Raw genomic sequence first — 21,296 nt, forward strand, 5'->3', positions numbered from 1 at the left:
CGCGCGGCCAGAGCGCGCCTCGCTGTTCAGGATGTGCTGGGCGGTGTCCGCTCAGCGCTTGAGGGCGCCGGTGCCGAACTGCAGGAGCATGGCGACGACGATGATGCCGCCCATGTAGACCTGCTGGTGGTAGCCCGGCACGCCGGCCAGGTTCATGATGTTGGCGATGATGCCCATGATCAGCGCGCCAAGGAACGTGTTGATCACGCCGCCCCGGCCGCCCATCAGGCTGGCGCCGCCGATCACCACCGCCGCGATCACGTTCAGCTCGGCGCCCACGCCGACCTGGGCCGAGCCCACGCCGGTGCGGCTCGACGAGATGATGCCGGCCACCGCCGCGAGAACGCCCGAGAGCACATAGACTGTCAGGACGTAGCGGGGCACGGCGATGCCGGCCAGGCGCACCGCCTCCTCGTTCGAGCCGATCGCAGTGATGACCCGGCCAAAGCGGGTGAAGTTCAGGACGATGCCGCCCAGGATGAACACGAGGAACATCAGGAGCACGGGCTGCGGGATGCCCCAGAGGAAGCCCGAGCCGAACGAGGTGAAGGCCTGGCCGGCTTCGCCCAGCGGGATCGGGCGGCCTTCCGAGACGATCAGCGCCAGGCCGCGGGCGATCGCGAGCATCGCCAGGGACATGACGAAGGACGGCAGGCGCAGGTAGGCCACGAACAGGCCGGTGAACAGGCCGCAGGCCCCACCGGCCAGCAGCACCAGCAGGATCGTCGTCAGCGGGCCGTAGCCCGACATCGCGATGAAGTAGCCGGTCAGCACGCTGCCGAGCGCCTGGATCGAGCCCACCGACAGATCGATGCCGCGCGTGAGGATCACGAACAGCATGCCCACCGCCATGATGCCGGCACCCGTGGCGACCTGGCGCAGGACGTTCAGGATGTTGGGCCGGGACAGGAATGCGTCCGACCAGAACGAGGCGACGATCACCAGGGCGATGAAGATCGCGAGCGTGCCGAACCGCTGCAGGAGCTGGCCATAGCTGGTCGCGCCCTTGCGCTCGGCTGGCGCCTCGACTGCAGAGATCATGCCGCTTCACCCATTGCATCGGCGGTCGCCCGCCCGGTCATCGAGAGTGCGAGGAGCCGTTCCTCGCTGTAGTCGGCGGGCAGGAGCTCGCCCTTCAGCTCGCCCTGGCCCATCACCAGGATCCGGTCGCACAGGCCGAACAGCTCCTGGTGCTCGGACGAGATGACCAGGACCGCCTTGCCTTCCTCGGCCAGCTTGTTGATCAGCGCGTAGATCTCGGTCTTGGCGCCGACGTCCACGCCGCGGGTCGGTTCGTCCAGGAGGATCAGGTCGCCGCCGGCGTGAAACCACTTGGCGAGCACGACCTTCTGCTGGTTGCCGCCGGACAGGCTCGAGACCGGCGCGTCGATGCTCGACGCCTTCAGGCGCAGGCTCTGGCCGAGATCGGTGACGAGCTTGCGCTCCAGGCCCTGGCGCAGGAAGCCCAGCGCGTTCACCACGGCCGAGAGCCTGGCCATGGTCGCGTTCACCCGGATCGGCTTGTCCAGGATCACGCCATGGAGCTTGCGGTCCTCCGGGACCAGGCCGATCCCGGCCTTCACCGCATCCACCGGGCTGCGCAGATGGACGGCCTGCCCGTTGATCTGGATGGCGCCGCTGTCCAGCCGGTCGGCGCCGAAGATCGCGCGGGCGACCTCGGTACGGCCGGAGCCCACCAGCCCGCCCAGGCCCACGATCTCGCCGGCCCGCACGGACAAGCTGACATCGCGCACCATCCGGCCGGCATTGATCCGGTCCAGGCGCAGCACCTCCTTGCCGAACCGGCGCTCGCCCCGGTCGGGGAACATGGCGGCCAGGGAGCGGCCGACCATCATGCGGATCAGCTCGTCGATCGTGATGTCGCCGTTGTTCACGGTGCCGACGTTCTGGCCGTCCTTCATCACCGTCATCCGGTCGGAGATCTTGAAGATCTCCTCCAGGCGGTGGGAGATGTAGACGATGCCGACGCCTTGGCCGCGCAGGTCGGCGATGATCCGGTGCAGGCGGTCGGCGTCCTGGGCGGACAGCACGGCACTGGGCTCGTCGAACACGATGATCTTCACGTCGCGCGAGAGCGCCTTGGCGATCTCGACCACCTGCTGGTGGGCGACGGTCAGGTTGCCGACGATGGCGCCCGGATCGATCTGGAAGCCCAGGCGCTCGATCAGCCGGCGGGCGCGGGCCTTGAGGGCGCCCCAGCCGATCACGCCCGGCAACTCGCCCAGGAAGATGTTCTCGGCGACCGACAGGTCCGGCGCCAGCGCCAACTCCTGGTGGACCACGGCGATGCCATGATCGCGGGCCGCATGCGGGTCCTTCAGGTGCACCGGCTTGCCCCCGATGCGGATCTCGCCGCTGGTCGGCGGGAACTCGCCGTTCAGGACGCGCATCAGCGTCGACTTGCCGGCCCCGTTCTCGCCGAGCAGGGCGTGGACCTCACCGGCGCGGATGTCGAAGTCGACGCCCCTCAGCGCATGGACGCCGCCGAACGACTTGGTGATGGCGTGGAGCCGGGCGAGCTCGGTCATGACAGCACCGCGTGCGTTGAGGAATGGCAGTGAAGAAGCCCTGCCGCCGGTTGCCCGGCGACAGGGCCGGGGCTCAGAACACCGCGTCTTCGCGATAGTACTGGTCCACGTTCTCCTGGGTGATCACGGCCGGCTCGGTGAGCTTCAGCTTCGGGAAGTCGGCCGGCAGGCTGCCGTCCAGGGCCTGCATGCCGATGTCGACCGCGGTGCGCGCGACCAGATCCGGATCGTTCAGGCCGGTGGCGCCGTACTTGCCTTCCTTGATCATGGCGAGCGCCTCCTTCTGGCCGTCGGCCGCAGCCAGGGCCAGCACGTCGGTGCTGCCGGACGCTTCCAGGGCCTTGAGCGCGCCCAGCACCATGGAGTCGTTCTCGCCGAGCACGACGTTGGCGTCCGGATGCGCGGTCAGCAGGTCCTCCATGGCGGCCAGGCCGCCCTCGTGGGACCAGCCGCCCCAGCCCTGGCCCACGACCTCGAAGCCGACCTTGCCCTCGTTGTTGAGCTGGCCCTCGACCAGGCCCTTGAACACGCCCAGCCGGCGGTCACGGCCGACCTCGTTGCCCTTGTCGCCGGAGAGCAGGATGATCTTCATCGGCTTGCCCTGCATCTCCTTGGCCAGCCACTGGCCCACCAGGAAGCCGTTCTGGTCGTTGGAGGAGCGCACCTGGGTGACGACGTTGGCGCGGGTGTTGATGCTGGAATCCATCACCACGACCTTGACGCCCTGCGCGGTCGCGGCGTCGGCGGCGGCGACCAGGCCCTCGGGGTCACGAGGGTTCAGGATCAGCAGGTTGACCCCGCGGGCCACCATGTCCTCGACGTCGGAGATCTGCTTGCCCATGTCGTTCTGCCCGTCCGAGGTATAGACGGTGCAGCCGGCCTTCTTGGCCTGGTCCTCGGCCGCGGCGACCTGCGCGGCGAAATAGGGGGCGCCCAGCGTATACATGGCGACGCCGACCACGCAGTCGGCGGCCTTGGCGGCCTGGCTGCCCAGCACGAGCGCAGCGACGGCACAGCCCAACAGCAGATGCTTCAACTTCGTTCCTCCCATCCCCGGCGGCAGCGGGCTCCCATCGGGTCCCGGCGCGGCCGCGAGCAATGATACGTCCGACCTATCGGGTCAAGCAGATTTGCCCGTATTTGAACTAGCATCACATTTGTAGAAAATCACCTGCAACGATCCTGCCGGAGGGCTGTGGCGTGCCTCCTCAGTAGGACGAGCCGCCGGCGCCGGATTCGCCCTGCACGATCGCGATGCCGGCGCTGGCGCCGATCCGCGTGGCGCCGGCCTCGATCATCGCCAGCGCATCGGCGCGGCTGCGGATGCCGCCGGACGCCTTCACGCCCATCTCGGGGCCGACCGTGGCACGCATCAGCCGGATGTCCTCGACGGTGGCACCGCCCTTGCTGAACCCGGTCGACGTCTTCACGAAGTCCGCGCCGGCCGCCTTGGCGGCCAGGCAGGCTGCTCGCTTCTCCGCGTCGGTCAGCAGGCAGGTCTCGATGATGACCTTGAGCACGGCGCCCTGGCAGGCCATGCGCACCGCGGCGATGTCGGCCTGCACGGCATCCGTGCGCCCGTCCTTCAGCGCGCCGATGTCGATCACCATGTCGATCTCGCCGGCACCGGCGGCGATTGCCGCGGCGGCCTCCGCCGCCTTGATCGCAGGCAGGGTGGCGCCCAGCGGGAAGCCGACCACGGCGCAGGCCAGGACATCGCTGCCCTCCAGGGCCTTTGCCACCTGGGCGACATGGACCGCGTTCACGCAGACCGACTTGAAGCCGTGCTCCCTGGCCTCCGCGCACAGCCGCGCCACCTCGGCGCGGGTGGCATCGGGCTTCAGGATCGTATGGTCGATGAAGGCGGCCAGGTTGGCGGGCTCGGCGGGCATCTCGCGCTCCCTTGCGGATGGTGGCGATGCAAGCAGGCGCCGAGGTGCCAGAAGAAAAATTTCATTGCAACTGCCATGCATAGAAACTTACTTCCAAGGCCGGTCCCGGTCCCGGCGGCAGGAGGCGATGACGGCAGCGGCGCAACTCGTGGAAAGGATCCAGGCGCGGAAGGGGGGCCTGAACCCGACGCTGCGGCGTCTGGCGGAGCTGGTGCTGGCCGAGCCCGACCGGGTGAAGGGCATGACCATCGCCGGGCTGGCGGAAGCCGCCGAGGTTTCCCAGGCGACGGTCAGCCGCTTCGTCCGCGCCATGGGTGCTAGCAGCTACCAGCAGTTCCGCATCATGCTCGCCGAGGGCCAGGCGGTGCGCGCCGAGCCGCGCGCGCCGGAAGTCTACGAGGGCATCGGGCTCGACGACGATCCGGCCACCATGATCGCCAAGATCGCCCATCGCCAGGCCGCCGCCATCGAGGCGGCGCGCCGCCTGCTCGATCCCGGGCAGCTGGCCGAGGCCGCGCGGCTGATCGCGGCGCGCGACATGCTCGTCTTCGTGGCGGTGGGCTCCTCGGTGCTGGCGGCGGAGAACGGCGTCATGCGCTTCGTCCGGATCGGCAAGGCCTGCATCTTCGAGCGCGACCCCAACCTGCAGCTGTTCGCGATCGCGGGCCTGGCTGCGCGCGCGACGCTGGTCGCGATCAGTGATTCCGGGCGGACCCGGACCGTGCAGGCGGCCTTGCATGAGGCGCGGGCCGCCGGGATGCCGAGCGTCGTGATCACCTCCGCCCCGGGCGCGCCGGTGGGACGCGCCGCCGACGTCGTGCTCGCCACCCCGCCCGGCGGATCCGAGGGCGAGCAGGGGATCCACGAGTCCATGGTGGCGAAGACGGCCCAGCTCATGGTGGTCGACAGCCTCTACGCGCTGGTCGCCGTCCAGGAGCCGGCCACCGCCCTGCCGCACCTGGCCGCCACCGACCGCATCATCGCCAAGAGCCGGAGCCGATGACCAAGCCCGACCTGCCCGAGACCACCCGCTTCTGGCCGTTCAGCGGCGGCGACCTGCGCGACATCGGCAAGGAGGGCAGCTTCGTCGCGACCCCGCTCGACCCGCCGGCGGCCGGCGAGGTGATCGCCCGGGTGGATGCCGCCTGCGTCTGCTCCTCCGACATCAAGGTGATCCGGATGGGGGCCACCCACCCCCTGTTCGCCGAGCGCGACCTGGCGGCGGAACCGGCCGTGCTCGGCCACGAGATGGCGCTGACCGTGATAGCGGTGGGCAGCGACTGGCAGGGCCGCTACCGGGTCGGCGACCGGCTGGGCCTGCAGCCGGCGATCATGGTGGCAGGTAAGCGGCACACGATCGGCATGGACCTGCCCGGCGCCTTCGCCCAGCACATCCGCCTGGATGCCCGCACGCTGGCAGGGGCCGAGCCCTATGTCTTCCCGATCCCGGAAGGGGTGAGCGCGGCCACAGTCGCGATGCTCGAGCCTTATTCCTGCGTGGAGGCGGCCTACCGGCCGAACTGCCGCACCGCCCTGCAGCCCGGCGGCCGGCTCCTGCTGGTGACGGGCGAGGGCGGCCAGGCCATCGCGCTGGATGTCGCCATGCCGGCCGAGGCGGTCACGCTGGTGGCGCCGGACCCGGCGGCCGAGGCCTGGGCGGCGCCGGCCGGCCGGATCGCGCGCCACGACCGGCTGGACCGGTTCCTGGCGGAGCCGGATGCCGAGTATGACGACATCGTCCTGCGCGGCAAGCTGCGGCCGGACGAGATCGCGGCCCTGCTGGGCCGGCTCGCCCGGGGCGGCCTCCTGGTGCTGGCCGGTGCGCAGGAGCAGGCCGACGTCACGGTCGATGCGGCGCGGATCCACTACCATGCCCTGTCGCTGCTGGGGACGGAGGAACCGGCCCTGTCCGGGGCGTTCCGCCCGGAGCGCAACCGCTTCGAGCTGAAGCCGGGCGGGGTCATGCTGATCCTGGGCGCCGGCGGTGCCATGGGCCGGATCCACCTGCACCGGGCGCTGGAGATGGCGGATGGCCCCGCTACCATCCTGGCGACCTCGCGCAAGGCCGCGCGACGCGACGCGCTGGCGGCGGACTTCGGGGCGCTCGCCCGGCAGAACGGCAAGCGGCTGGTGATCCTGGACGATGCGGAGGTGCCGGGGACGGTGCGGGCGCTGGTGCCCGGCGGCTGCGACGACGTGGTGGTGGTGGCGCCGGAGGTCTCGCTGATCGAGCAGGGGGCCGGCTTCATGGCGCCGGACGGGATGCTCGTCCTGTTCTCGGGCATGCCGTTCGGCAAGCCCTGCCGGCTGCCGCTCTGGCAGATCGCCCGCCATGGCGCGCGCTTCACCGGCTCGTCGGGCTCGGCCGTGGCCGACCAACTGGCGGTGCTCGACCGGGTGCTGGCCGGAAAGCTCGATCTCGCCGGCAACCTCCAGGCGGTGGGTGGCCTCGCTGCCCTGCCGGATGCGCTGGAGGCGGTGGCCGAGGGCCGGCTGTCCGGCAAGATCGCGCTCTATCCGGGGCGGCTCGACCTGCCGCTCACCCCGCTGGGGGAGCTGCGCCCGGCAGGCGGCTGGGCGCTGGAGGACGAGGCCCGGCTGCTCGCCGGCTGATCCGGGCTGGACTTGCCGCCCGGGGACCCTAGGGTCCCGGGCCCAGGCGGCAGATCTCCTGCACGCCCAAGAGGGGATGCGCCCGCGCCGGATCAGGCTGGCGGCGCCATCCGGCAGGTCCACGGGAAGCGGAACGTGAGCAAGGAACGGATCGGATTCATCGGCGTCGGGCTGATGGGCCATGGCATGGCCAAGAACATCGTGGAGAAGGGCTGGCCGCTCACGGTCATGGGCCACCGCAACCGCGAGCCGGTCGAGGACCTGAAGGGTCGGGGCGCCAACGAGGCGCGGACGCCCAAGGAGCTGGCGGAGCAGTCCGACATCGTCCTGCTCTGCGTCACCGGCTCGACCCAGGTCCAGGCGGTGCTGACCGGGTCGGACGGGCTGGCCGCCGCGGGCAAGCCGCTCCTGGTGATCGACTGCTCGACCTCCGAGCCTTCGGTGACCACGAAGCTGGCCGAGGAGCTGGCGCCCAAGGGCATCACGCTGATCGACGCGCCGCTGGGGCGGACCCCGGTCGATGCCGAGGCCGGCCAGCTCGACGTGATGGTGGGCGGCCCGGACGAGGTGGTGGAGCGGGCCCGGCCGGTGCTGGAGGCGTTTTCCGGCCGGATCATCCGCACCGGCCCGGTCGGCACCGGCCATACCATGAAGCTTTTGAACAACTTCCTGTCGATGGGCTATGCCGCGCTCTATGCTGAGGCGCTGGCGCTCGGCGGCAAGGTCGGCCTGACGCCGCAGGTGTTCGACAGCGTGATCCAGGGCGGCCGGATGGATTGCGGCTTCTACCAGACCTTCCGGCGCTACATGATCGAGGGCGACCGCAACGCCCACAAGTTCACCCTGCGCAACGGGCTGAAGGACGTGTCCTACCTGGCCTCGCTCGCCAACTCGGTGGGCCTGGCCAACCCGGTGGGGGCGGCCGTGCGCAACAGCTACGCGCTGGCGGTCGGCACCGGGCATGGCGACGACTACGTGCCGATGCTGACCGACATCGTGGCCAAGCAGAACGGCATCGGCTGACGGTCAACGGGTCCGGGTCAGGCGATGTCGATCACCTCGACCCGGACCCGGCGCTCCTGGCCGTCGCGGATCACGGTGAGCTCGACCTCGCTGCCGATCCCGGCCCGGGTCAGGTGCTCGGCCAGCTCGGCGATCGTGTGCACTTCCCGGCCTTCGACATGGGTGATGACGTCGCCCAGGCGCTGGGTCCGGGGGTCGATGCCGACCAGGCCGGCGCGGTCGGCGGCACCGCCCGGCAGCACCTCGGCGATCACGATGCCCGGCACCTGCAGCCTGGCCGCCATCCGCTCGTCCAGCGTGGCGATGCCGATGCCGGGCCTGGGCGCATGGCCCTCGCGGATCAGCTGCGGGACAATCTCGTTCACCACGTCGACCGGCACGGCGAAGCCTACCCCGGCGAAGCTGCCGGTCTCCGAGTAGATCGCGGTGTTGACCCCGATCAGCCGGCCGGCCGTGTCCAGCAGCGGTCCGCCGGAATTGCCGGGATTGATCGCGGCGTCGGTCTGGATCACCCCGCGGATCTCCCGGCCGGACGCGGTCGGCAGGCGCCGGTCGAGCGCGCTGACGATGCCCGAGGACATGGAGCGGCTGAGCCCGAACGGGTTGCCGATCGCATAGACGGTCTGGCCGACGGTCAGGTCCGCCGAGGTGCCGAGCGGGATCGGCTCGATGGCGCCCAGCGAGATGCGCGGGCGCAGCACCGCCAGGTCATAGTCGGGTGCGGTGCCGATCACCGTGGCGGGCACCGGGCTGCCGGCGCCGAACTGCACCACCACGTCGCGCGAGCCGGCCACCACATGGTTGTTGGTGACGATGTGCCCGGCCTCGTCCCAGATCAGGCCGGAGCCGGTGCCGCCCCCGTCCAGGCCGCGGGTCGCGATCAGCGGCACAGCGCCGGAGCGGGATGCGAACACCTCGATGGCGTTCTGCTCGAATTCGGCAAGGGCACCCCGGGCCGTGATCGCCCGGGGCTCGTCGGCCGAGAACAGGACGGCGCGCAGGTACGGCTCGGCCGTCCAGAGGGTCGCGAGCGCCAGGAGCCAGAGGATCGCGATGCGGAGCAGGCGGACGGGCAAGCGGCGGTTCCTCCGGCAGGGGCAGGCCATCGTGTTGACGGCGGTGCCGGCCCGGGCGTCAAGCGCGGATGTCGAATGTTCCCGACGGAACGTGCGAGGCAGGCCGTTGGCCGGGCCGGCTCGGGTTCGTTTCGCAAAAAAAAAATGTCGGGTCGGGTCCGCGGAGCGTCCTGCGCCCAAGTCGGCCAGGATAGCAGATTCAGGCCGGTGGTCCCATGTCGCTGCCATCCGCGAAGCTGATGCTCTTGACGATGGCGAAGACCGGCCGGCCGACCTCGAGCGGCAGGGTGGCGATGGCGCGGCGGGTGACCTGGGCGATCAGCAGGTCGCCGGCACAGTCGAGCTGGACGTCCACCACCGGGCCGTCGGTGCGGCCGATCGCGGTGATCCGGCCCGGCAGGATGTTCTGGGCGCTCAGGCCGTCCGGCTGGCACACGGCGAGCGTCACGTCGCGGGCGCGGATGCGCAGGCGGACAGGTGTGCCGACCGGCCGGTCCAGCAGCGGCACGAGCAGGCGGCCGGCTGGTGCCTGGAGGACCGAGAGGGCGTAGGCCGGCTCGTGCCCGGCCAGCCGCGTGTCCAGCAGCGCCCCGGCCTCCGCGCGTTCCTGGCCCTGGAAGATGTCGAGGCTCGCCATCACCTGCCGCGCCGGCCCACTGCGCACGACCCGGCCATCCGCCAGCACCACGACGGTGGTGGCGAGCCGTGCCACCTCGGCCACCGCATGGCTGACATAGACGATCGGGATGCCGACCTCGTCGCGCAGCCGCTCGATGAAGGGCAGGATCTCGGCCTTGCGCGCCTCGTCCAGGGACGCCAGCGGCTCGTCCATCAGGAGGAGACGCGGGCTCGCCATCAGCGCCCGGCCGATCGCGACCCGCTGCCGCTCGCCGCCGGACAGGCCGGACGGGCGACGGTCCAGCAGGTGGCCGATGCCCAGGAGGTCGATCACCTGGTCCAGCTCCGCCACCGTTTCGCGATTCCTGGTGAACCAGGTCCCGTAGGCCAGGTTGTGCCGCACGGAGAGGTGCGGGAACAGCCGGGCATCCTGGAAGACATAGCCGATCCGGCGCCGGTGCGCCGGCAGGAAGATGTCGCGTGCGCTGTCGAGCAGGACCGTGTCGCCCAGGCGGATGACGCCCTCGCCCGGGCGGTTCAGGCCGGCAATCGCGTTGGCGAGCGTGGTCTTGCCCGAGCCGGAGCGGCCGAACAGGACGGTGAGCCCGCCCGTGCTCCTGAACCCAGCATCGAGCAGGAAGCCGCCCTGGCGGTGCCGGACCCGGACCTCCAGGCTCATGCGCCGATCCGGCGCTGGACCCGCCGGGCCAGCAGCTCCGAGCCGATCAGCGCCGCCATGGAGATCGCCACCGCCACCAGCACCAGACGCATGGCACCGGCCTCGCCGTCGGGGATCTGGGTGAGGGTGTAGATGGCGCTCGGCAGGGTCTGGGTCTCGCCCGGGATGTTCGACACGAAGGTGATGGTGGCGCCGAACTCGCCCAGTGCCTTGGCGAACGACAGGATCATGCCGGCGACGATGCCGGGCAGGATCAGGGGCAGGGTGACGGTCAGGAACACCCAGGCGGGATGGGCGCCCAGCGTGCCGGCCGCCTGCTCCAGCCGGCGGTCGACCGCCTCGATCGACAGGCGGATCGCCCGGACCATCAGGGGGAAGGCCATGATCGCGCAGGCCAGCACGGCACCGGTCCAGCGGAAGGCGAACACGATCCCGAACTGCTCGGCGAGGAAGCCGCCCACCGGGGCGCGGCGGCCGAAGGTGAGGAGGAGGAGGTAGCCGGTCACCACCGGGGGCAGGACCAGCGGCAGGTGGACCAGCGTGTCCAGGAGTGCCCGGCCGGGAAAGCGGCCGCGTGCCAGCAGCATGGCGACCAGCAGGCCGAACGGCAGGCTCCACAGCGTCGCGACGGTCGCGACGCGCAGGCTCAGGAGGACGGCGGTCCATTCCTGAGGCGTGAGCCAGGCGTCCATCGCCGGCGGGTCAGACTGCCGGCCCGGTCAGGAGGCGGGGCCGTCCAGCACGGTGAAGCCCGCCTTGCGGAAGGCGGCCGCCGCCTCGTCGCCCTGGAGGAAGGCCAGGAAGGCGGTGGCCTCGGGCTTGGCCGGATCGGCCTTCACCAGGGCGGCCGGGTAGATGATCGGCGGGTGGCTGGCCTTGGGGAAGGTGCCGACGACCTTTACCTCCGGGTCGCTCGCCGCGTCGCTACCATAGACGATGCCGAGCGGGGCCTCGCCCTGCGAGACCAGGGCCAGGGCAGCGCGGACATTGTCGGACTGGGCGAGCTTCTCCTCGACCGCGGGCCAGGCGCCGAGCTTCTCCAGCGCTGCCCTGGCATACCTGCCGGCAGGCACGGAATCGACCTGGCCCACGGCGAGCCGGCCGTCGCCCAGCAGGGCGCTGAAGTCGGTATCGGGGCCGATTCCGGTGGCCGCAGTGTCGGCATCGGCCGGTGCCACCAGCACCAGCGTGTTGCCCAGCAGGTCGATGCGGCTGGCCGGCTCGATCAGGTCGCGCTCGGCCAGATAGTCCATCCAGGGGATGTCCGCCGAGATGAACAGGTCGGCGGGGGCGCCCGCCTCGATCTGCTTGGCGAGCGCCGAACTCGCCGCATAGGAGGCGACCACCTCGATGCCGCCGTCCGCGCCGAACGCCATGATGGCCTCGTCCAGGCCGTTCTTCAGGCTGGCCGCGGCGAACACGGTGACCCTGTCCGCCGCGTGCGCCCCCAGCGGGAGCAGGAGGCCCAGGGCCAGGGCGGCACCGGCGAGATGGCGGCGAAGCATGGAGCCTCCGGGAGCGAGATTTCCAACAGGATATAACGCTCCCGGCGGTCCGCCAAGCGTGGCTGGTACCGGATCAGCGGGACCGGCAGGCCGCGCGCCCGCCGGGGCCACGTTCGGCCAGGGCGCGCTTCATGGCGCCGGCCGCCCGCTGGACCTGCTCCAGGCGGAAGAACCGGCTGCCGTCGAGCAGGCGGAAGGCCGGATCGGCGGCGACGAAGCGGAAGCCCTGGCCGGCTTCGAGCAGGAGGCCGATCGGCTGGTTGTCGACGATGACGGGGAGGGGACGTTCATCCCTGGGCATCGATCCCTCGGACCTGGTTCGTTCGGGCTGGCAGAGGAAGCCGATGGACGAGGTAGACATGAATGGTTCGCCTTTTGTGAAGGTGAACCACGACAGCGTCGTGGCGCTTAGCGTTTGGTTTCGCGGCGCAAGCTGAACCGTCAAATTCCCGCGGCCGGCGGATGGGCCGACGGCATAGATCTACATAACTCGGAGGGCTGGCGGCAATCGTCTCTGGCGCCGGATCGGATCAGTAATACTAAAGGCCGGATTCACGTTCCGGCCGGGAAAGCGCCGAGCGGAGGCAGGGAGCGATGGGACGGATCGACAGCCTGGCGGTCATGGCAGCGAGCTTGTGCCTGCCCGGCATTGTGCACGCGGCCAGCGACGAGGCGTGGTCAAGATTTCGCGACGACGTGGCCGCTGCCTGCCTTGCCGAGGCGGCACCGCTTCTCGAAGATGCCACGGCTACGGTCGATCCGTTCGGCAGCCCGTCCTTCGGGCTGGCGGTGGTGCGGGGCAGACAACGCGGCGGGGACGGCCGGGCGATGGCCGTCTGCGTCTATGACAAGCAGAGCAAGGCGGTGGAGGTCGGTGGTGCCATCCCGGAGGATGAAGATGCAGCGGTGGTGGGTCGCGGCCGGGACGGCCCTGGTGCTGGCGGGCTGCGCCGCCCAGCCGAAGAATGACCCGGAGATCCGCGACGTCAGTACGGTCCACTTCGCCTGCGACGACGGCACCACGCTCGGCGTCTGGTTCGAGCCGGACAGCGCCATCATCACCGAGACCGGCAGCGAGACCCTGATCCTGCCGCTGCAGCGCTCCGGCTCGGGCTTCTGGTATGCCGATCAGGCGGCCGAGTTCCGCGGCAAGGGCGACGATGCCACCTGGACCCGGGACGGCCGGGCCGCCACCCAGTGCCGGGTGAGCGACCCGAAGCCGGCGAGCTGACCGGCAGGCCCGCCCGTCACGGCGCGGGCCTTATCGGTTCAGGCGATGCGTTCCTTGGTGAACAGCCGGATCTCCGAGGCGCGCGGCCCCATCGGCCCCAGGGCAGGGGACGGCGTCACCTGGACCATGGTGCCGACCTCCAGCTTGTCGAAGCCGCCGTTGATGACGTCGGAGCGGGTGAAGTGCAGGTCGGGGCCGCCCCGCACTTCGACGAAGCCGTAATCGGCATCCTTGAACAGCCGCACGATCTGGCCGGTCTGCAGGTCGCTCCCGCCGGTCTGGCGGTTCACGTCGCGCTGGGTGTCGATGCTGTCCTCGATCTGGCGCTGCACCATGTCGAAGGCGCGGGTGACGATCTGGGTGTGGTCGTTCTTGGCCTCCCGCCGTTCGGTGCCGGCCTTGGCAACCACCAGGTTTCGGCCCGGAATCTCGACCTCCACAGCGATGCCGATCGGCGGCTTGCCGGTCTCGGCGCTGCGGTGAGGTACTTCCACCACGACACGGCAGCCGATCACGTTCGGGTGGAAGCGCTCCAATTTCGCGGCCCGCTCGCGGATGAGCGAATCCATGAATTCGGACCTCTCCAGGCCTTTGTAGGTGATCTGCAGCGGTCGTTCCATGAAAGGCTCCCTTTCTTTGGTGGTGGATCGTTGCCTCGATCCTCATCAGAAACGTCGGCCGGTGCCCGGCCGGTTCAAGGGGGCGGACTGCGACGGCCGGCCGCTGCTGGCAGAACCCGCACCAGCCAGGCGGGCAGACGGCCGTCCGTCCAGTCGCCGGTCCGGTAGCCGAGATAGCCGTCCGGCCGGACCAGCCAGGCCGCCCGGCCCGACCCGCCATAGCGGCGCTGGAACTCGCCGGCCGCATCCGTCAGCAGCGGAAGACCCGGGATCTCGTCCAGGACCTGGCCGGCCGGAGCCAGCGCGTAGCAGCGCAGGAGGTCGCCGTGGCGGGCGGCCAGCCCGGCCGCGAGATCCCTGGCCGCCTCGGCGTCGCCGGCATGGTCCAGCCGCAGCAGCAGGACGTGCCCGGCCCCGCGCAGCAGGTCGAACAGGCGCAGGGGATAGCCGATTTCGGCCTGTGCCAGGCCGTTCGCGTCCGGCGCCCGATCGCCCGCCTGGGGCCCGTCCGCCATGGCGGTGCCGGCCTCGTCGCTGACCCAGGCACTGTCCCGGTAGCTGATGGCGAGCTGGGCGCCCTGGAGCCTGCTCTCGCCGCCGCCACGGGCACCGGTGCGGAACGCCTCGGTCTCGGCGATGGTGCGCGCCAGCACGTCCTCGCCCACCGGCCGGCGCTCCGCCTCGTAGCTGTCCAGCAGTGCTGGCGGTGCGGCCCCCTGCATCACCAGGGCCAGCTTCCAGGCGAGGTTGTAGGCGTCCTGGATGCCGGTGTTCATGCCCTGGCCGCCGGTGGGCGGATGGATGTGCGCGGCATCGCCGGCGATGAACACCCGGCCCGACTGGTAGCGCTCGGCCAGGCGCATGCTGATGCGGTAGATCGACGACCAGCGCAGGTCGGACAGCACCAGGCCAGGCAGGACGGCATCGGCCTCGGCCTGCAGCCGCTCCAGCCCCGGGGCCGGCCGCTCGGACTGGATGCCGTGGGCTATCCCGTCGCCCGCCGGGGCCGGCGCCGGATCCTCCGGGGCGAACATGGACAGCCGGTAGCGCTGCGCTTCCGGAAGCGGGATCGCCACCAGGAAGCCGGTCATGCCCTCCTCGCCGAAGCTCACCGCACGCAGCGCCATGCCGCGCGGCAGATCGGTTTCTACATGGACGTCGCCCAGCATGAACTCGACCGGATAGGCCTCGCCCGGGAAGCCGATGCCCAGCGCCTTGCGCACGCTGCTGTGGGCACCATCGCAGCCGGCCACATAGGCGAAGCTGGCCGTCTCGCGCTGGCCATCCCGCTCCAGCGTGACCTGCACCGCGTCCTTGTCCTGCACCAATGCGGTCAACGCCGTGCCGCGCTCGATCCGGATGCCCAGCGTCGCCAAATGCCTGGTCAGGATGCGCTCGGTCACGTTCTGCGGCAGGCCCAGGTTCAGCCCGTAGGGGAGGTCCGGCAGGCCCTCCGTCACCTCCTGCACGACCTGGCCATTCACCACCGTCCGCAGGCTGCGCAGCCAGATGCCACCGTCGATCATCGGCCGGACGATGCCGAGATCGTCCCAGACCTCCAGCGTGCGCGGGGTCACGCCGATGGCGCGGCAATAGGGGCTGGGCGCGTCCAGCCGGTCGATGATCCGGCAGGCGATGCCCTGGCAGGCCAGTGCGATCGCCATGGTCAGCCCGACCGGCCCGGCACCCACCACAAGTATCTCAGCCATTGTCCGTCCACTCCCTGATCTGCGACATCTGGTCGGCAATGGAGCCATGATTTGCACGGCGCATCTGGAGAATAGCCAGCCGCGCGACATATCGGTCAACCGGGCAGACCGGTCGAACCGCCAGGAGGGAGCCATGAGCATAGGAACATCCAGGGAGCGCGGCCTCCTGTCCCAGAGCGAGCGGGAGCGGGTGCGCTTCAGCCATTATCCGGGGCTGGTCGGCGCGGAACGGGACGAGCTGGTCGAGCTCGCCCGCTGGCTGCGCGAGCAGCGCGGCCGGCTGCAGGGCCAGATCCGCCAGGGACGGCGCCTGCGCCGGGGCAAGGCGGAGCCGCGCAGCGCCAGGGAGGGCTCGGCCAGCGAGCAGCACCTGGCCGCCCGCAAGCAGGTGTTCGCCCAGGCGTTGCGGCGGGTGAACAGCCGGCTGGGCCAGCTCGCGGCGGAGCGGCGCCGGCAGCAGAATCTGGCGCGGCTGCAGGCGGCGCTGGAGCGCCGGCGCAAGGCACCGGTCCATCACCCGCAGCCCGGGCCGCACGCCGCCGCCGGGGCGGCGTCGGTCGAGAACCCCAAGGACACGGTGCAGGCCGATCCGCGCGAGATCGGTCGGGTGTCGCAGTTCGTGAAGGACGCGCAGGCCCGGCGGGACGATCGCGGCTGAAGCAGGCGGGCCTGGATCAGGCGGGATAACGCCGGTCGGGCGGCGGGACCCGCCCGACATTGCCCAGCTCGATCACGTAGCCGAAGTCCTTCTCGGTATCGAGATAGTAGTGCTCGTCCTGGTCGAACCGGCCGCTCTGGATCACGGGATAGCCCTTGGCCGTGTAATGGGCGACCGCCTTCTGGCAGTCGGCATGGTAGAGCTTCACATGGTGCAGGCCCTCGCCATGCTTTTCCATGTGCTCGTCATAGATGGAGTAGCCGCTGACCGGCTGGATCAGCTCGATCTGCACCGGGCCCTTCCAGGCGAGCGCCAGCAATGCCTTATGGGTCGCTGGCTTGCCCCGGTAGATGAAGTCGTCGACCTTGGTGGCGTCGAACTCGTAGACGTCCCAGGGGCCCAGGCCACAGACTTCCAAGTGGCGCTGCATCGCCGCCTCCAGGTCGCGCACGAGATAGGCCACCTGGATGATGCTGCCTTCGACGGTCATGTTCGTTCTCCTCCCTGGCGCCGATTGTGGGGCGCGGTCCGACTGTGCGCCGGGAAGGAAGGCGGCTCAACCCGAGGTAATCGGTCCGGAACGTATCCTGCCTGCCGCGGTTACCATCCCAGGCCAGCAAGGAGCAGGCAGCATGAGCAAGACACCGCCGATCCCCGAGCAGAACCGCGATCCGGGGATGACCTCGCACACGCCGAGCCAGCCCAAGGAGCATTCGCCGAAGGCGCCGACCCGGAACAACCTCAAGGAGCAGGGCCGGCAGGGCAACATCAACCAGAACACCCACCACCAGGGCTACCAGCAGGGGCGGTGAGGGCGGCCCACCACCTCGTCATGGCAGGGCTTGACCCTGCCATCCAGTCGTACGGCCAGTGCCTGGATGGCCGGCTCAAGGCCGGCCATGACGGATGGGGGTAAGGCTGATCGCCCTCAGAGCTTGTCCTTGCCCAGCATCATGTGGCAGCCCTTCTGCCCGTCCACCGTCTGGGTGACGCGCAGGTCGCCGGCCAGCGAGCAGAGCATGTAGGCCTGGTTGCGGTTGAGCGTGGTGCGCCGGCAGATGTGCTCGACCATCTGGCGCACCGCCTGGGCGGCGGCGTCGTCCAGGTCCTCGTGGAGGCCGATCGAGATCAGGTGGGTCTCGTTCTCGGCGAACGGGTAGGTGTAGCCCAGATCCTTGCGCACGGTGAGGCGGAACGTGCCGGTGAGCGCCGTCTCCAGCGCGGTGATGCAGACCTCGCCGTCGCCCTGCACGCCATGGCCATCGCCGGCGCTGAACAAAGCACCCTCGTTGAACACCGGCAGGTACAGGGTCGTGCCGGGCTTGAGTTCCTTGTTGTCCATGTTGCCGCCGAACACGCGCGGCGGCGGGGTCGGCTGGCGGCCCCAGGCCTTCGGCGGAGCCACGGCGAGCACGCCGAAGAACGGGTCGAGCGGCAGTTCCTTGCCCCAGGGCAGCTTCATCGTGCGCTGGTTGCGGTCGATGTCGGGGAAGATCGTCTCGTACTCGGTGAACTCGTCCGGCAGCGTGCCCAGCAGCGGCAGGATCGAGACGAAGCCCCAGTCATAGGGCAGCTCGTGCGAGAGGATGTCGATCTGCAGCACGTCGCCGGGCTCGGCGCCGCGCACATAGATCGGGCCGGTCACGAAATGCGGCCCGTCGCCCAGGGAGCGCTCGTGGGCGGCGAAATTGAGCTCGTCGACGCGCGAGCGGTCGGGCGGCATGCTGTCCAGCCCGCCTGCGGGCCAACTGGTCAGCGTCACCGTGTCCCCTGAATCCACCTCCAGGACCGGCGGCAGCGTTGCGTCGAAAAAGCCGTAGACCATGTTCTCCGGCGTCGGCTCGATGACGTGATGACGGCTCATGTCGACCTGGCTACCCCCTGCTCTCGTCCGGGGCAGCATATGGCCGGTGCTCGCGGTGGGGAACCGCCAAGTCGATGTTTTTCCTGATTATTCTTCAGGCATGGCGCTCAGGCCCCAGGCAGGACATGATGTGCCGGCGAGCAGAAGCGGAGGACGGTTGAACACGATCTATGTCGATGCCGATGCCTGTCCGGTGAAGGACGAGGTCTATCGGGTCGCGGACCGCTACCAGTGGCGGGTGGTGGTGGTCGCCAACATGTGGCTGCGCGTGCCCGAGCATCCGCGCATCAGCCGGGTGATCGTCACCGAGGGGCTGGACAAGGCCGACGACTGGATCGCGGAGCAGGCGGGCGAGGGCGACGTGGTGGTCACCGCCGACATCCCGCTGGCCGACCGCTGCGTGAAGAAGGGGGCGCGGGTGCTGGGGCCGAACGGCAAGGCGTTCACGCCGTCCTCGATCGGCGCCGATCTCGCGCTGCGCAACCTGATGACCACGCTGCGCGAGACCGGCGAGATCCGGAGCGGCGGGCGGCCGTTCGGCAAGGAGGACCGCTCGCGCTTCCTGGTGGCGCTGGACACGGCCGTGCAGGCGATCCGCCGCACCGGCCGCTAGAGCGCTCCGACGCTCAGACCAGCGTGGTCTGCACTTCGTGGTTGCCGCGGATCGCGTGCGAATAGGGGCAGACCACGTGGGCTGCCTTGATCAGCTCCTCGCCCTTGGCGCGGTCCACGCCCGGCAGGCTCACCTCCATGGAGATGGCGAGGCCGAAGCCGCCGCCATCCTCACGCGGGCCGATGCCGACCGTGGTGGTGACCTTCGCGTCCTCGCTGATCTTCACCTTCTGCTGGTTGGCCACGAACTTCAGGGCGCCGAGATAGCAGGCCGAGTAGCCGGCGGCGAACAGCTGCTCGGGATTGGTGCCGGGTCCGCCCCCGCCGCCCAGCTCCTTGGGCGTGTCGAGCTGGACGTCGACCTTGCCGTCCTCGCTGCGCGCATGGCCCTGGCGGCCACCGGTGGCGGATGCCTTGGTGGTGTAGAGAATGGGCATGTGAGTGTTCCCTCCTGCTGACCGGGCTCCCTGTTGCCCGGGGGCTTCCGGGTATAGAGGCGCAACGCCCCTTCCGGCCATCCCGTTTCTAGGACCGGCTCGCGACGGTCCAGCCGAGGCTGCAACGAGCAGCCGGTCGATGTCGATCGGTCCGGTGCTTGGGCAGCGGCTTCCTGAGCCGACGGTCCGGCTACCTTGAAGATAACAGCAAGATTATTTAACAACTAATAGTTGTTATTTCTTTCAGTTACATAAATATTTCGTGAAATTTCGCTGTACTAGCAGGGTGCCGATACGTATGGGCACCCGGCATTCCCGCCTGGGCGCCTCGGGTAGGGCAGCCGGGCACGGCCGATCAAGCGGTAGCGGCTGTATAACCCTGATTGATTAATTGAGTATCCAGATGGTGTTCAGTTCCTACCCGTTCCTGTTCGGCTTCTTGCCGGTCGTGCTGGCCTTGTGCTGGGGGGTGCGGCTGGTGGCCCCGCCGGTCGTGGCGGTGGCGGTGCTGGCGGCGGCTTCGGTCTGGTTCGCCGGCTACTGGGACTGGCACTACCTGCCCCTGCTGCTCGGCACGGTGCTGTTCAACTTCACCATGAGCTGGGTGATCCACGCCCAGGCGAATGACCGGGCCAGGAAGGCCGTGATGCTCCTGGGCGTGGCCGGCAACCTCGCCTGCCTGGGCTACTTCAAGTACGCCATGTTCGTGGTCGGCAATTTCGAGGCGCTGCTGGGCACCGGCTTCGGCATGGCCGCCATCATCCTGCCGATCGGCATCTCCTTCTACGTCTTCACCCAGATCGCCTTCCTGGTCGACATCTGGCGCGACCGGAGCCGGCCCTATGGGCCGCTCGACTATCTGCTGTTCGTCACCATCTTCCCGCACCTGATCGCCGGGCCGATCATCCACCACAAGGAGATGATCCCCCAGTTCCGCAGCTCGGGCTTCGGCCGGTTCGACCTCGTCTCGGTCAATACCGGCATCGCGTACTTCGTGCTGGGCCTGGCCAAGAAGGTGCTGATCGCCGACAACATCGCGCCGATTGCCGATGCGGTGTTCGCCGCGGCCGACCAGGGCCTGCCGGTCAGCACGCTGGAAGCCTGGGCCGGCACGCTCGCCTATGCGCTGCAGCTGTTCTTCGACTTCTCGGGCTATGCCGACATGGCGATCGGCCTGGGCTTTCTGATCGGCGTGCGCTTCCCGCAGAACTTCGACCGGCCGTACCGCGCCAACTCGATCGGCGACTTCTGGCGCCGCTGGCACATCACCCTGTCACGCTTCTTGCGCGACTATCTCTACATCCCGCTGGGCGGCAACCGCCACGGCTTCCCGCGCGAGCTCCTGGCCCTGTTCGTGACCATGCTGCTGGGCGGCATCTGGCATGGTGCGGGCTGGACCTTCGTGATCTGGGGCGTGCTCCATGGCTGCTACCTGGTGATCCAGCGCCTGTGGCAGCGCCTGAACGGCGGCAAGCCCTACGACGACGGCAGCCGGACGCTTGGCCTGGGCTGGGCGATCACCATGGCAGCGGTGCTGGTGGCCTGGGTGCCGTTCCGGGCGACCACGCTGGAGGGCATGCTCGGCATCTGGCAGGCCATGGCCTTCACCGGTCCTGCCCTGCCCGATGCCTGGCGCTGGGCGCTGGGGCCGGCGGCCGACCTCTTGGACCAGGTCGGGATCGGGTTCGGTGGGGCGGGCTATGTCCGGCTGCGCCTGTGGGCCAGTGCCGGTCCGCTGCTGGGCGTGGCGCTGCTGCTGGCCCTGTTCCTGCCCAGATCCGACATCATGGCCGAAAGTCTGTTCGGGCTGCGGCGTCTGGCCGGGAGCGGCCGGTTCGTGTTCGCCTGGCGCGCCACTGCCCTGGGCGCCGCCTTCTTCGCCTCGGTGATCTATCTCGGCTATCACGCGACGTTTCTGTACTTCCAGTTCTGAACTGTACGATGGACAAAGCCAATCCCATGGAACGCGGTTTTCTCGCGTTCTTCACGCTGACTGCCGTTCTGCTCACCGGACTGACATTCGGCGTGAACTGCTATGTCGACCCGTTCGGCCGCTGGGCGGCCGTCGACGAGAGCTCTGTCGCCGGCAAGCCGGCCTACACGCTCAACAGAAGATTGTTCAAATTGATCGCCTTCGACCACTGGATGGCCGACCATGCCGGCGAACGGGTCTCCGTCCTGATCGGCGACAGCACCACCAACCAGATCGA

General features: G+C 69.7%; 24 protein-coding genes. 10 read left to right on the top strand and 14 right to left on the bottom strand.

The window, feature by feature from the left end; genetic code table 11:
• Positions 1 to 51 precede the first annotated feature (51 nt).
• The 4 genes from VNS22_RS00305 to deoC all read right to left on the bottom strand — a co-directional run bounded on the left by VNS22_RS00305 (position 52) and on the right by deoC (position 4,441).
• Positions 52 to 1,041 (bottom strand): ABC transporter permease, encoded by a 990-nt coding sequence (locus VNS22_RS00305; RefSeq protein WP_325728563.1) that lies wholly within the window; start codon positions 1,039 to 1,041, stop codon positions 52 to 54.
• The gene (locus tag VNS22_RS00310; RefSeq protein ID WP_325728564.1) at positions 1,038 to 2,549 is read right to left on the bottom strand and encodes a sugar ABC transporter ATP-binding protein; all 1,512 of its coding nucleotides are present in this window, start codon (positions 2,547 to 2,549) and stop codon (positions 1,038 to 1,040) included. The genes VNS22_RS00305 and VNS22_RS00310 overlap by 4 nt, the downstream gene beginning before the upstream one ends.
• A 73-nt stretch (positions 2,550 to 2,622) precedes the next feature.
• The gene (locus VNS22_RS00315) at positions 2,623 to 3,600 is read right to left on the bottom strand and encodes a substrate-binding domain-containing protein (protein WP_414653282.1); all 978 of its coding nucleotides are present in this window, start codon (positions 3,598 to 3,600) and stop codon (positions 2,623 to 2,625) included.
• Between the two features lie 157 nt (positions 3,601 to 3,757).
• The gene (gene deoC, locus VNS22_RS00320; protein ID WP_325728566.1) at positions 3,758 to 4,441 is read right to left on the bottom strand and encodes a deoxyribose-phosphate aldolase; all 684 of its coding nucleotides are present in this window, start codon (positions 4,439 to 4,441) and stop codon (positions 3,758 to 3,760) included.
• Positions 4,442 to 4,568: 127 nt separating this feature from the next.
• Between deoC and VNS22_RS00325 the strand changes: the two genes are divergently transcribed.
• The 3 genes from VNS22_RS00325 to VNS22_RS00335 all read left to right on the top strand — a co-directional run bounded on the left by VNS22_RS00325 (position 4,569) and on the right by VNS22_RS00335 (position 8,077).
• On the top strand, positions 4,569 to 5,444 hold the full coding sequence (locus tag VNS22_RS00325; RefSeq protein WP_325728567.1) for a MurR/RpiR family transcriptional regulator: 876 nt from the start codon (positions 4,569 to 4,571) through the stop codon (positions 5,442 to 5,444).
• The gene (locus VNS22_RS00330; protein ID WP_325728568.1) at positions 5,441 to 7,054 is read left to right on the top strand and encodes an alcohol dehydrogenase catalytic domain-containing protein; all 1,614 of its coding nucleotides are present in this window, start codon (positions 5,441 to 5,443) and stop codon (positions 7,052 to 7,054) included. Before VNS22_RS00325 ends, VNS22_RS00330 begins: the two co-directional genes overlap by 4 nt.
• Before the next feature lie 108 nt (positions 7,055 to 7,162).
• Complete coding sequence (locus VNS22_RS00335) at positions 7,163 to 8,077, top strand: NAD(P)-dependent oxidoreductase (protein ID WP_349261666.1); 915 nt, start codon at positions 7,163 to 7,165, stop codon at positions 8,075 to 8,077.
• A gap of 17 nt (positions 8,078 to 8,094) precedes the next feature.
• Here the strand turns inward: VNS22_RS00335 and VNS22_RS00340 are convergent, their stop codons facing one another.
• The 5 genes from VNS22_RS00340 to VNS22_RS00360 form a co-directional block, all read right to left on the bottom strand.
• The gene (locus VNS22_RS00340; RefSeq protein ID WP_325728570.1) at positions 8,095 to 9,153 is read right to left on the bottom strand and encodes a S1C family serine protease; all 1,059 of its coding nucleotides are present in this window, start codon (positions 9,151 to 9,153) and stop codon (positions 8,095 to 8,097) included.
• A 199-nt stretch (positions 9,154 to 9,352) separates the two neighbouring features.
• Positions 9,353 to 10,450 carry a molybdenum ABC transporter ATP-binding protein gene (gene modC, locus VNS22_RS00345; protein WP_325728571.1) on the bottom strand — a complete coding sequence of 366 codons (1,098 nt, stop codon included), beginning with the start codon at positions 10,448 to 10,450 and terminating at the stop codon, positions 9,353 to 9,355.
• Positions 10,447 to 11,142 (bottom strand): molybdate ABC transporter permease subunit, encoded by a 696-nt coding sequence (gene modB / locus VNS22_RS00350; protein ID WP_325728572.1) that lies wholly within the window; start codon positions 11,140 to 11,142, stop codon positions 10,447 to 10,449. The genes modC and modB overlap by 4 nt, the downstream gene beginning before the upstream one ends.
• Before the next feature lie 27 nt (positions 11,143 to 11,169).
• A complete protein-coding gene (modA, locus tag VNS22_RS00355; RefSeq protein WP_325728573.1) occupies positions 11,170 to 11,955 on the bottom strand; it encodes a molybdate ABC transporter substrate-binding protein in 786 nt (261 codons plus the stop codon).
• Positions 11,956 to 12,028: 73 nt separating this feature from the next.
• A complete protein-coding gene (locus tag VNS22_RS00360) occupies positions 12,029 to 12,256 on the bottom strand; it encodes a hypothetical protein (RefSeq protein WP_325728574.1) in 228 nt (75 codons plus the stop codon).
• 293 nt (positions 12,257 to 12,549) lie between these two features.
• Here VNS22_RS00360 and VNS22_RS00365 point away from each other — a divergent pair, with 293 nt between their 5' ends.
• Both VNS22_RS00365 and VNS22_RS00370 read left to right on the top strand, forming a co-directional pair.
• The gene (locus VNS22_RS00365; RefSeq protein ID WP_325728575.1) at positions 12,550 to 12,924 is read left to right on the top strand and encodes a hypothetical protein; all 375 of its coding nucleotides are present in this window, start codon (positions 12,550 to 12,552) and stop codon (positions 12,922 to 12,924) included.
• Positions 12,890 to 13,186: an MliC family protein gene (locus VNS22_RS00370; RefSeq protein WP_325728576.1), complete on the top strand. Its 297-nt coding sequence runs from the start codon at positions 12,890 to 12,892 to the stop codon at positions 13,184 to 13,186. The genes VNS22_RS00365 and VNS22_RS00370 overlap by 35 nt, the downstream gene beginning before the upstream one ends.
• 38 nt (positions 13,187 to 13,224) lie before the next feature.
• On the opposite strand, the gene VNS22_RS00375 is transcribed toward VNS22_RS00370, so the two are convergent.
• Entirely contained in the window at positions 13,225 to 13,806 is a 582-nt protein-coding gene (locus VNS22_RS00375) for an HPF/RaiA family ribosome-associated protein (protein WP_325728577.1), read from the bottom strand.
• A gap of 74 nt (positions 13,807 to 13,880) precedes the next feature.
• A complete protein-coding gene (locus VNS22_RS00380) occupies positions 13,881 to 15,515 on the bottom strand; it encodes an FAD-dependent monooxygenase (RefSeq protein ID WP_325728578.1) in 1,635 nt (544 codons plus the stop codon).
• A 133-nt stretch (positions 15,516 to 15,648) separates the two neighbouring features.
• Here VNS22_RS00380 and VNS22_RS00385 point away from each other — a divergent pair, with 133 nt between their 5' ends.
• Entirely contained in the window at positions 15,649 to 16,173 is a 525-nt protein-coding gene (locus VNS22_RS00385; protein ID WP_325728579.1) for a hypothetical protein, read from the top strand.
• A gap of 16 nt (positions 16,174 to 16,189) precedes the next feature.
• On the opposite strand, the gene VNS22_RS00390 is transcribed toward VNS22_RS00385, so the two are convergent.
• On the bottom strand, positions 16,190 to 16,663 hold the full coding sequence (locus VNS22_RS00390) for a VOC family protein (protein WP_325728580.1): 474 nt from the start codon (positions 16,661 to 16,663) through the stop codon (positions 16,190 to 16,192).
• A 142-nt stretch (positions 16,664 to 16,805) separates the two neighbouring features.
• Here VNS22_RS00390 and VNS22_RS00395 point away from each other — a divergent pair, with 142 nt between their 5' ends.
• Positions 16,806 to 16,985 carry a hypothetical protein gene (locus VNS22_RS00395; protein WP_159711957.1) on the top strand — a complete coding sequence of 60 codons (180 nt, stop codon included), beginning with the start codon at positions 16,806 to 16,808 and terminating at the stop codon, positions 16,983 to 16,985.
• 116 nt (positions 16,986 to 17,101) lie between these two features.
• Here VNS22_RS00395 and VNS22_RS00400 read toward each other — a convergent pair whose 3' ends face one another.
• On the bottom strand, positions 17,102 to 18,037 hold the full coding sequence (locus tag VNS22_RS00400) for an acetamidase/formamidase family protein (RefSeq protein WP_325728581.1): 936 nt from the start codon (positions 18,035 to 18,037) through the stop codon (positions 17,102 to 17,104).
• Positions 18,038 to 18,194: 157 nt separating this feature from the next.
• Here VNS22_RS00400 and VNS22_RS00405 point away from each other — a divergent pair, with 157 nt between their 5' ends.
• On the top strand, positions 18,195 to 18,650 hold the full coding sequence (locus VNS22_RS00405; RefSeq protein WP_325728582.1) for a YaiI/YqxD family protein: 456 nt from the start codon (positions 18,195 to 18,197) through the stop codon (positions 18,648 to 18,650).
• 13 nt (positions 18,651 to 18,663) lie between these two features.
• On the opposite strand, the gene VNS22_RS00410 is transcribed toward VNS22_RS00405, so the two are convergent.
• A complete protein-coding gene (locus VNS22_RS00410) occupies positions 18,664 to 19,086 on the bottom strand; it encodes an organic hydroperoxide resistance protein (RefSeq protein ID WP_325728583.1) in 423 nt (140 codons plus the stop codon).
• A gap of 403 nt (positions 19,087 to 19,489) precedes the next feature.
• On the opposite strand from VNS22_RS00410, the gene VNS22_RS00415 reads away from it, so the two are divergent.
• Entirely contained in the window at positions 19,490 to 21,019 is a 1,530-nt protein-coding gene (locus VNS22_RS00415; RefSeq protein ID WP_325728584.1) for an MBOAT family O-acyltransferase, read from the top strand.
• An 8-nt stretch (positions 21,020 to 21,027) separates the two neighbouring features.
• Positions 21,028 to 21,296: hypothetical protein (locus tag VNS22_RS00420; RefSeq protein WP_325728585.1), on the top strand; the 269-nt coding region annotated here is incomplete at its 3' end.

Origin of the sequence: Geminicoccus sp. (assembly GCF_035556675.1) — a bacterium.
GTDB lineage: Bacteria > Pseudomonadota > Alphaproteobacteria > Geminicoccales > Geminicoccaceae > Geminicoccus.

Coding starts and splice junctions, on each gene's coding strand:
- VNS22_RS00305 (WP_325728563.1), bottom strand. CDS start 1,041: ATGATCTCTGCAGTCGAGGCGCCAGCCGAGCGCAAGGGCGCGACCAGC.
- VNS22_RS00310 (WP_325728564.1), bottom strand. CDS start 2,549: ATGACCGAGCTCGCCCGGCTCCACGCCATCACCAAGTCGTTCGGCGGC.
- VNS22_RS00315 (WP_414653282.1), bottom strand. CDS start 3,600: ATGGGAGGAACGAAGTTGAAGCATCTGCTGTTGGGCTGTGCCGTCGCT.
- deoC (WP_325728566.1), bottom strand. CDS start 4,441: ATGCCCGCCGAGCCCGCCAACCTGGCCGCCTTCATCGACCATACGATC.
- VNS22_RS00325 (WP_325728567.1), top strand. CDS start 4,569: ATGACGGCAGCGGCGCAACTCGTGGAAAGGATCCAGGCGCGGAAGGGG.
- VNS22_RS00330 (WP_325728568.1), top strand. CDS start 5,441: ATGACCAAGCCCGACCTGCCCGAGACCACCCGCTTCTGGCCGTTCAGC.
- modC (WP_325728571.1), bottom strand. CDS start 10,450: ATGAGCCTGGAGGTCCGGGTCCGGCACCGCCAGGGCGGCTTCCTGCTC.
- modB (WP_325728572.1), bottom strand. CDS start 11,142: ATGGACGCCTGGCTCACGCCTCAGGAATGGACCGCCGTCCTCCTGAGC.
- modA (WP_325728573.1), bottom strand. CDS start 11,955: ATGCTTCGCCGCCATCTCGCCGGTGCCGCCCTGGCCCTGGGCCTCCTG.
- VNS22_RS00360 (WP_325728574.1), bottom strand. CDS start 12,256: ATGCCCAGGGATGAACGTCCCCTCCCCGTCATCGTCGACAACCAGCCG.
- VNS22_RS00365 (WP_325728575.1), top strand. CDS start 12,550: ATGGGACGGATCGACAGCCTGGCGGTCATGGCAGCGAGCTTGTGCCTG.
- VNS22_RS00375 (WP_325728577.1), bottom strand. CDS start 13,806: ATGGAACGACCGCTGCAGATCACCTACAAAGGCCTGGAGAGGTCCGAA.
- VNS22_RS00380 (WP_325728578.1), bottom strand. CDS start 15,515: ATGGCTGAGATACTTGTGGTGGGTGCCGGGCCGGTCGGGCTGACCATG.
- VNS22_RS00385 (WP_325728579.1), top strand. CDS start 15,649: ATGAGCATAGGAACATCCAGGGAGCGCGGCCTCCTGTCCCAGAGCGAG.
- VNS22_RS00390 (WP_325728580.1), bottom strand. CDS start 16,663: ATGACCGTCGAAGGCAGCATCATCCAGGTGGCCTATCTCGTGCGCGAC.
- VNS22_RS00395 (WP_159711957.1), top strand. CDS start 16,806: ATGAGCAAGACACCGCCGATCCCCGAGCAGAACCGCGATCCGGGGATG.
- VNS22_RS00400 (WP_325728581.1), bottom strand. CDS start 18,037: ATGAGCCGTCATCACGTCATCGAGCCGACGCCGGAGAACATGGTCTAC.
- VNS22_RS00410 (WP_325728583.1), bottom strand. CDS start 19,086: ATGCCCATTCTCTACACCACCAAGGCATCCGCCACCGGTGGCCGCCAG.
- VNS22_RS00415 (WP_325728584.1), top strand. CDS start 19,490: ATGGTGTTCAGTTCCTACCCGTTCCTGTTCGGCTTCTTGCCGGTCGTG.